Source organism: uncultured Pluralibacter sp., from assembly GCF_913775985.1.
Classification (GTDB): domain Bacteria; phylum Pseudomonadota; class Gammaproteobacteria; order Enterobacterales; family Enterobacteriaceae; genus Pluralibacter.
Window position 1 is genome coordinate 73546 of record NZ_CAJYMB010000087.1, and the last position, 8713, is coordinate 82258.

Consider the following 8713-nt stretch of genomic DNA (forward strand, 5'->3'; position numbering starts at 1 on the left):
GTGTTTGCCTTTTAGACCCAATAGAGGGAGCGCATGACAACCTTAAGCTGTAAAGTCACCTCGGTAGATGCTATCACCGATACGGTATATCGCGTTCGTTTAGAGCCTAAAGCGCCGTTTTCCTTCCGCGCGGGCCAGTACCTGATGGTGGTAATGGATGAGCGGGACAAGCGCCCGTTTTCTATGGCGTCTACGCCGGATGAGCAGAAGTTTATTGAGCTGCATATCGGTGCCTCTGAGCTGAACCTGTATGCGATGGCTGTCATGGACCGCATTCTGAAGGAGCAGGAGATCGAAGTGGATATGCCACACGGTGAAGCGTGGCTGCGTGAAGATTCTTCCCGCCCGATAGTGCTTATCGCTGGCGGAACCGGCTTCTCCTACGTGCGCTCCATTCTGCTGACCGCGCTGGCGCAGGATCCGAATCGCGACATTACTATCTACTGGGGCGGCCGCGAAGAGAAGCATCTGTACGATCTGTCCGAGCTTGAAGCGCTCTCTGTAACCCATCCGAATCTGCGTATTGAACCGGTGGTTGAGCAGCCGGAAGAGGGCTGGCGGGGCCGTAACGGTACCGTGCTGACCGCAGTACTGCAGGATTACGGCACACTGGCGGAGCACGACATCTATATCGCCGGCCGCTTTGAGATGGCAAAAATCGCGCGGGACCTGTTCTGCAACGAGCGTCAGGCTCGTGAAGATCGCCTGTTTGGCGATGCGTTCGCGTTTATCTAAACGACAGACATAAAAAACCCGCCCCTGACAGGCGGGAAGCACGGCAACTAAACTCTCTCTTTGCCGCCGCGGCCATTACTGCGTTAACTACGCGGAGTGTGGCAACGGCGGCATTGAGGTCATACTTTTCTACACGGCAGATTACCCGCCTTCACGCCTCAAACCCTCTCAAATACTGTCGCAATCCCCTGACCAAGACCGATACACATGGTCGCCAGGCCAAACTGTGCGTCCTTACGTTCCATCAGTTTCAGCAGCGTGGTGCTGATGCGCGTCCCGGAGCAGCCGAGCGGATGGCCCAGCGCGATGGCGCCGCCGTTGAGATTGATCTTCTCGTCGATCTGCTCCATCAGGCCCAGATCTTTGATGCACGGCAGGATCTGCGCGGCGAAGGCTTCGTTCATCTCAAACAGATCGATGTCGCTGACGGCAAGGCCGGCTTTCTTCAATGCCAGCTTTGATGCCGGAACCGGGCCGTAGCCCATAATCGACGGATCGCAGCCGACAACCGCCATCGAGCGAATGCGCGCCCGCGGCGTAAGGCCCAGCTCGCGGGCGCGGCTTTCGCTCATCACCAGCATGGCCGAGGCGCCGTCGGACAGGGCAGAAGAAGTACCTGCTGTGACCGTGCCGCTGACCGGATCGAAGGCCGGGCGCAGAGAGGAGAGCGCTTCAACGGTAGTTTCCGGGCGGATCACTTCGTCATAGTTAAACTGCTTCAGCACGCCGTCGGCGTCGTGACCGCCGGTAGGAATAATTTCCTGCTTAAACGCGCCAGACTGGGTCGCGGCCCAGGCGCGGGCGTGGGAGCGGGCAGCAAATGTATCCTGCATCTCGCGGCTGATACCGTGCATGCGGGAGAGCATTTCTGCCGTCAGGCCCATCATGCCGGCGGCTTTCGCCACGTTACGGCTCAGGCCGGGATGAAAATCGACGCCGTGGCTCATCGGCACGTGGCCCATATGCTCTACGCCGCCGACCAGGCAAACCTGCGCATCGCCGGTCATGATCATGCGGGCCGCATCGTGCAGGGCCTGCATCGACGAACCGCACAGGCGATTGACTGTATTGGCGGGAACGGAGTGCGGGATTTCTGCCAGCAGCGCGGCGTTGCGGGCGATGTTGAAGCCCTGCTCCAGCGTTTGCTGCACGCAGCCCCAGTAAATATCGTCAATCGCAGAGGCTTCCAGCGCCGGATTGCGCGACAGCAGGCTGCGCATCAGGTGGGCGGAAAGATCTTCCGCGCGCACGTTGCGAAAGGCGCCGCCTTTTGAACGGCCCATTGGGGTACGAACTGCATCGACAATGACAACCTGTTCCATTGTGACTCCTTAAGCCGTTTTCAGCTCGCCCACCGGACGGGCAGGTTCAACCGGGGGATAATATGCTTCGTTAGCGCGCGCTTTGCTGCTCAGGCCTGCCGGCACTTCATACAGCGGGCCGAGCTGCTGATACTGCTGCGCCATGTCGAGGTATCTGGCACTGCCGAGAGTATCCAGCCAGCGGAAGGCACCGCCGTGGAACGGCGGGAAGCCGAGGCCGTAAACCAGCGCCATATCCGCCTCGGCGGGGCTTGCGATAATGCCCTCTTCCAGGCAGCGTGCGACTTCGTTGACCATCGGGATCATCATGCGGGCGATAATCTCTTCTTCGCTGAAGTCGCGTTTTGCCTGACTGACCTCGGCCAGCAGCGCATCAATTGCCGGATCTTCTTCTTTCTTTGGTTTCCCTTTACTGTCTTCTTTATAGCGCCAGAAGCCGAGGCCGTTCTTCTGTCCGAAACGTCCTGCGTCGAACAGGGCATCAATCGCGTCGCGATAATCTTTCTGCATCCGCTGCGGGAAGCCGGCGGCCATCACCGCCTGGGCGTGGTGGGCGGTATCAATGCCGACCACATCCAGTAAATAGGCCGGGCCCATCGGCCAGCCGAAGACTTTTTCCATCACTTTATCGACTTTGCGGAAGTCTGCGCCGTCGCGCAGCAGCTGGCTAAAGCCGGCAAAATAGGGGAACAGTACGCGGTTAACGAAGAAGCCGGGGCAGTCGTTAACCACGATCGGCGTTTTGCCCATTTTGCTGGCCCAGGCGACCACTTTGGCGATGGTCTGCTCGCTGGTTTTCTCCCCGCGAATAACCTCGACCAGCGGCATCCTGTGCACCGGGTTGAAGAAGTGCATACCGCAGAAGTTTTCCGGGCGCTTCAGCACGCTGGCCAGTTCACCAATGGGAATGGTCGAGGTATTCGACGCCAGCACGGTATCTGGACGCACTTTATCTTCCGTCTCTGCCAGCACGGCTTTTTTCACCTTCGGGTTTTCAACGACCGCTTCGACAACCACATCGACACGGTCAAAACCGCTGTACTCCAGGGTTGGCTGAATGGTAGCGATAACGCCTGCAAGTTTCAGTCCGTCGATTTTTCCGCGCTCCAGCTGCTTATTAAGCAGCTTGGCGGCTTCGTTCATGCCCAGCGTCAGGGATTTATCGTTGATGTCTTTCATGATGACCGGCACGCCTTTCCAGGCGGACTGGTAGGCGATGCCGCCGCCCATGATCCCGGCGCCCAGTACCGCAGCCTGCTTCGGCGTCTCAACATTTTTGGTGAGCTTCTTCGCCTGGCCCTTCACAAACTGATCGTTGAGAAAGATGCCGACCAGTGCGCGGGCCTCTTTTGAGCGGGCCAGCGGCACAAAGCTCTTATTTTCCAGCTCGAGCGCCGCATCCCGGCCCAGGCCAGCTGCCGCCTCAATAGTTTTCACTGCGGTGATGGGCGCCGGATAGTGTTTACCTGCGGTCTGCATCACCATGCCTTTGGCGATCGTAAAGCTCATGGCAGCTTCAATCTTGCTGAGCTTCAGCGGCTCCAGCTTCGGCTGGCGTTTTGCTTTCCAGTCCAGATCGCCGGCGATGGCCTGGCGCAGCACGGCGATGGCGCCGTCGCGCAGCTTCTCAGGCTTCACCACGCCGTCAACCAGGCCGACTTTCAGCGCCTGCTCGGCGCCAACGTCTTTGCCGGCGGCAATGATCTCCAGCGCGCTGTCGGCACCCAGCAGGCGCGGCATCCGCACCGAGCCGCCAAATCCCGGCATAATGCCCAATTTAGTTTCCGGCAGGCCGATCCGCAGATCCGGCGTTGCCAGACGATAATCTACGGCCAGCACGCATTCGCAGCCGCCGCCCAGCGCGTAGCCATTCACGGCGGCGATGGTGGGAACCGGCAGATCTTCGAGGCGATTAAAAACGCTGTTGGCAAATGCGAGCCACTGGCTCAGCTGCTCCTGGGGAACCTGGAACAGCCCGAGAAATTCGGTGATATCGGCGCCCACAATAAAGGCGGCTTTTTCGGAGCGCAGCAGCAGGCCTTTAAGCGCGTCTTCTTTTTCAATAACGTCCAGCGCCTCGCCGAGGCTGGCGACGGTTGCGGTATCAAGCTTGTTAACTGAACCGGGGGCATCGAAAACCAGTTCGGCAATGCCGTCTTCCAGCCAGTCGAGGTACAGGGTATCGCCTTTGTAGAGCATGTCAGTCTCCTGAATCCAGCAAAGTGATCTGGTCGTACCAGATGAAGCGAAGTGTGTATTTTATGTTAATGGAATGCAAATTACTCTTTAAAGAAATGCCGCCTGGATCACGTCCGGGGAAAGAAGTCGGCGATTTAACGATGTGCTAAGATGCGGGGTTCATGGTCAAAAAATACAGAAGGGTAAAAGATGGAATCTCTGGCCGCACTCTATAAAAATCATGTTGCTACGCTGCAGGAACGCGCTAAAGGCGTCCTTGAACGCTTTAAGCTGGATGCGCTGCTGATCCACTCCGGCGAGCTGATTAACGTTTTTCTCGACGATCATCCCTATCCGTTCAAAGTTAACCCGCAGTTCAAAGCCTGGGTGCCGGTCACGCAGGTGCCAAACTGCTGGCTGCTGGTGGACGGCGTCAGCAAGCCGAAGCTGTGGTTCTATCTGCCGGTAGACTACTGGCACAATGTCGAGCCGCTGCCGACCTCCTTCTGGACCGAAGAGATTGAGCTTATTGCCCTGCCTAAAGCGGATGATATCGGCAGCCAGCTGCCTGCCGGGCGCGGCAACATCGCCTACATTGGCCCGGTAGCGGAAAGGGCGCGAAGCCTGGAGATTGCCGCCGGCAACATCAACCCGAAAGGGGTGATCGATTACCTGCACTATTACCGCTCTTATAAAACAGACTATGAGCTGGCCTGCATGCGCGAAGCGCAGAAGATGGCAGTCAATGGCCACCGGGCAGCAGAAGAAGCGTTTATGTCCGGCATGAGCGAGTTTGACATCAATCTTGCTTACCTGACGGCTACGGGACACCGCGATACCGATGTGCCTTACAGCAACATCGTGGCCCTCAACGAGCACGCGGCCGTGCTGCACTACACTAAGCTGGATCACAGCGCGCCGGCAGAAATGCGCAGCTTCCTGCTGGACGCTGGTGCCGAATACAATGGTTACGCTGCAGACCTGACCCGGACATGGGCGGCAAACGCCGATAGCGAATACGGTCAGCTGGTCAAAGCGGTCAATACCGAGCAGCTGGCGCTGATTGATACGCTGAAAGCAGGCGTAAGCTACGTTGATTACCATATTCAGTTCCATCAGCGTATTGCCAGGCTGCTGCGCAAGCATGAGATCCTGACCGACATGAGCGAAGAGGCGCTGGTAGAGAACAACCTCACCGGGCCGTTTATGCCGCACGGGCTGGGACATCCTCTGGGATTGCAGGTGCACGATGTCGCCGGTTTTATGCAGGACGACACCGGCACCCATCTCGCCGCGCCAGCGAAGTATCCTTATCTGCGCTGCACCCGCGTGCTGCAGCCGGGCATGGTGCTGACCATCGAGCCGGGGATCTATTTCATTGAGTCACTGCTGGCGCCGTGGCGCGAAGGCGAATTCAGCAAGCACTTCAACTGGCAGAAAATTGAAGCCCTGAAACCGTTTGGCGGTATCCGCATTGAAGATAACGTGGTGATTCATGAAAGCGGCATCGAAAACATGACCCGGGATCTCAAGCTGGCCTGATGGAGAGCTGGCTCATACCCGCCGCGCCGGCAAGCGCGGAGGAAGAAATAAAGAAAAGCCGCTTTATTACCCTGTTGGCGCATACTGACGGGGTCGAGGCGGCGAAAGCGTTTGTGGCATCCGTCAGGGCGGCACATCCCGATGCACGCCATCACTGCGTGGCCTGGGTTGCCGGCAGCCCTGACGATTCTCAGCAGCTGGGCTTTTCCGACGACGGCGAACCGGCAGGTACTGCCGGTAAACCGATGCTGGCCCAGCTGATGGGCAGCGGCGTCGGTGAAATAACCGCCGTCGTTGTACGCTACTACGGCGGCGTGCTGCTGGGCACCGGCGGGCTGGTGAAAGCCTACGGCGGCGGCGTGCACCAGGCGCTGGCGGCGCTGACCACCCAGCGCAAGACGCCGCTGACCGAATATACTGTGCAGTGTGAATACGGCCAGCTGGCGGGCCTTGAAAGTCTTCTCACCCAGTTTGGCGGGAAAATTATTAGCAGTGATTATCAGGCCGCGGTTGACCTTAAAGTGGCGCTGCCCCGCGCCGCACTGGCGGATTTTTCCACAAAGCTGGCCGATTTTAGCCGTGGTTCATTGCAATTACGCAGGATTGACGAATAATCCCCGGTTTGTTTTTGCTTATCAAAGGAAGCGGCAGAGATGCATTTTCGTGCCATAACCCGCATTGTCGGACTGCTGGTGATCCTGTTTTCCGGAACCATGATTGTGCCCGGACTGGTGGCCCTTATTTATCGCGACGGCGCCGGGCGCGCTTTCACCCAAACGTTTTTTGTCGCGCTGGCGATTGGTTCCCTGCTGTGGTGGCCTAACCGTAAGGAGAAAGGCGAGCTGAAGGCCCGGGAGGGCTTCCTGATTGTGGTCCTGTTCTGGACCGTGCTGGGGAGCGTGGCGGCGCTGCCGTTTATCTTCTCCGAGCAGCCGCATCTCACTATTACCGATGCTTTCTTTGAATCCTTTTCTGGCCTGACAACCACCGGGGCAACCACGCTGGTGGGCCTGGACTCGCTGCCGCACGCGATTCTCTTTTACCGGCAGATGCTGCAGTGGTTCGGCGGGATGGGGATCATCGTGCTGGCGGTGGCCATTCTGCCCATACTCGGCGTCGGCGGGATGCAGCTTTACCGCGCCGAAATGCCGGGCCCGCTTAAAGATAACAAAATGCGGCCGCGCATTGCCGAAACGGCGAAAACGCTGTGGCTTATCTACGTTTTGCTGACGGTGGCGTGCGCGCTGGCGCTGTGGTTTGCCGGAATGCCGGCGTTTGATGCCATCGGACACAGCTTTGCGACTATCTCTGTCGGCGGATTTTCAACCCACGATGCCAGCGTCGGCTACTTCAACAGCCCGACCATTAATTCGATTATCGCCATTTTCTTGCTGATTTCCGGCTGTAACTACGGTCTGCATTTCTCGCTGCTGAGCGGGCGTAGTTTGAAGGTGTACTGGCGCGATCCGGAATTCCGCATGTTCATCGGGGTACAGCTGACGCTGGTTATCATTTGCACGCTGGTGCTGTGGTTCCACGATGTTTACAGCTCGGCGTTAACCACCCTTAACCAGGCGTTCTTCCAGGTCGTTTCAATGGCAACGACAGCGGGTTTCACCACGGACAGTATTGCACGCTGGCCGCTGTTTCTGCCGGTGCTGCTGCTTTTCTCCGCCTTTATCGGCGGCTGCGCGGGTTCAACCGGCGGTGGCTTAAAGGTTATCCGTATCCTGCTGCTGTTTAAGCAGGGTAACCGCGAGCTAAAGCGTCTGGTTCATCCGAATGCGGTGTACAGCATTAAACTGGGTAATCGCGCGCTGCCGGAGCGAATTCTGGAAGCGGTATGGGGATTCTTCTCCGCCTATGCACTGGTGTTCATCATTAGCATGCTGGCGATTATTGCTACCGGCGTCGATGATTTCTCTGCTTTTGCCTCAGTTGTGGCTACGCTGAATAACCTCGGTCCGGGACTGGGGGTTGTCGCGGATAACTTTGCCAGCATGAATCCGGTCGCAAAATGGATCCTGATTGTTAATATGCTGTTTGGTCGTCTTGAGGTCTTTACGCTGCTGGTGCTGTTTACCCCCACCTTCTGGCGCGAATAACGGGAGTCTGTGTGAAAGTATTAATTCTTTTCTCTACCAGGGATGGGCAGACGCGAGAAATTGCGGCCGCAATGGCGAGCGAGCTTAAAGAACTGGGGCTCGATGCCGATGCGGTTAACCTGCACCGGGCGGAGGAGATCCGCTGGCAGAACTATGACGGCGTTGTTATTGGCGCATCCATTCGTTACGGGCACTTTCATCCGGCAGTGGACCGCTTTATTAAAAAACACCTGCAGGCTTTAAAGCAGCTGCCGGGAGCGTTCTATTCAGTGAATCTGGTTGCGCGCAAGCCAGAGAAATGCACCCCGCAGACTAATAATTACACCCGTAAGTTCCTGCTGAGCTCGCCGTGGCAGCCGGATCTCAGCGGCGTCTTTGCCGGTGCTCTGCGTTACCCTCATTATCGCTGGTACGATCGGATGATGATCCGCCTGATAATGAAGATGACGGGGGGTGAAACGGATATCAGTAAAGAAGTGGTGTATACCGACTGGAAGCAGGTCACTCAATTTGCCCATGAAATCGCGCAACTTGTGCGCAAAAAGCCGGAAAAACAGGCGTGATGCCGGTAATTTAATCGAACAGTAAAATAATTCAAATTTATGCTTGTCACTTCCGGAGAACTCCCTATAATGCGCCACCACTGACACGGAACAACGGCTTACAGGCCGCCGGGTTAGCGGGGGTTTCTCCGGAAACGCCGACAGAGAAAAGCGAAAATAAACGCTTGACTCTGAAAGAGGAAAGCGTAATATACGCCACCTCGCGACAGAGCGCTAAAGCGCGTCGCACTGCTCTTTAACAATTTATCAGACAATCTGTGTGGGCACT

At 57.3% G+C, this 8713-nt stretch carries 7 protein-coding genes; 5 read left to right on the plus strand and 2 right to left on the minus strand.

Annotated elements, in window-relative coordinates; translation table 11 throughout:
* Nucleotides 1–33: 33 nt before the first annotated feature.
* Entirely contained in the window at nucleotides 34–735 is a 702-nt protein-coding gene (gene fre / locus QZ766_RS09470) for an NAD(P)H-flavin reductase (RefSeq protein ID WP_297200689.1), read from the plus strand.
* 158 nt (nucleotides 736–893) lie between these two features.
* Here fre and fadA read toward each other — a convergent pair whose 3' ends face one another.
* Complete coding sequence (gene fadA, locus QZ766_RS09475) at nucleotides 894–2057, minus strand: acetyl-CoA C-acyltransferase FadA (RefSeq protein WP_297200691.1); 1164 nt, start codon at nucleotides 2055–2057, stop codon at nucleotides 894–896.
* Nucleotides 2058–2066: 9 nt separating this feature from the next.
* Nucleotides 2067–4256, minus strand: coding sequence for a fatty acid oxidation complex subunit alpha FadB (fadB, locus tag QZ766_RS09480; RefSeq protein WP_297200694.1), 2190 nt, complete (start codon nucleotides 4254–4256; stop codon nucleotides 2067–2069).
* Between the two features lie 189 nt (nucleotides 4257–4445).
* On the opposite strand from fadB, the gene pepQ reads away from it, so the two are divergent.
* Genes pepQ through hemG form a run of 4 tightly spaced genes read left to right on the plus strand, consistent with a single transcriptional unit; the run spans nucleotide 4446 to nucleotide 8445 of the window.
* Nucleotides 4446–5777, plus strand: coding sequence for a Xaa-Pro dipeptidase (pepQ, locus tag QZ766_RS09485; protein ID WP_297200697.1), 1332 nt, complete (start codon nucleotides 4446–4448; stop codon nucleotides 5775–5777).
* Nucleotides 5777–6391 carry an IMPACT family protein gene (locus QZ766_RS09490; RefSeq protein ID WP_297200700.1) on the plus strand — a complete coding sequence of 205 codons (615 nt, stop codon included), beginning with the start codon at nucleotides 5777–5779 and terminating at the stop codon, nucleotides 6389–6391. Before pepQ ends, QZ766_RS09490 begins: the two co-directional genes overlap by 1 nt.
* 39 nt (nucleotides 6392–6430) lie before the next feature.
* The gene (trkH, locus tag QZ766_RS09495; protein ID WP_297200705.1) at nucleotides 6431–7882 is read left to right on the plus strand and encodes a Trk system potassium transporter TrkH; all 1452 of its coding nucleotides are present in this window, start codon (nucleotides 6431–6433) and stop codon (nucleotides 7880–7882) included.
* 11 nt (nucleotides 7883–7893) lie between these two features.
* Nucleotides 7894–8445: a menaquinone-dependent protoporphyrinogen IX dehydrogenase gene (gene hemG / locus QZ766_RS09500; protein WP_297200708.1), complete on the plus strand. Its 552-nt coding sequence runs from the start codon at nucleotides 7894–7896 to the stop codon at nucleotides 8443–8445.
* The last annotated feature ends 268 nt before the right edge of the window (nucleotides 8446–8713 follow it).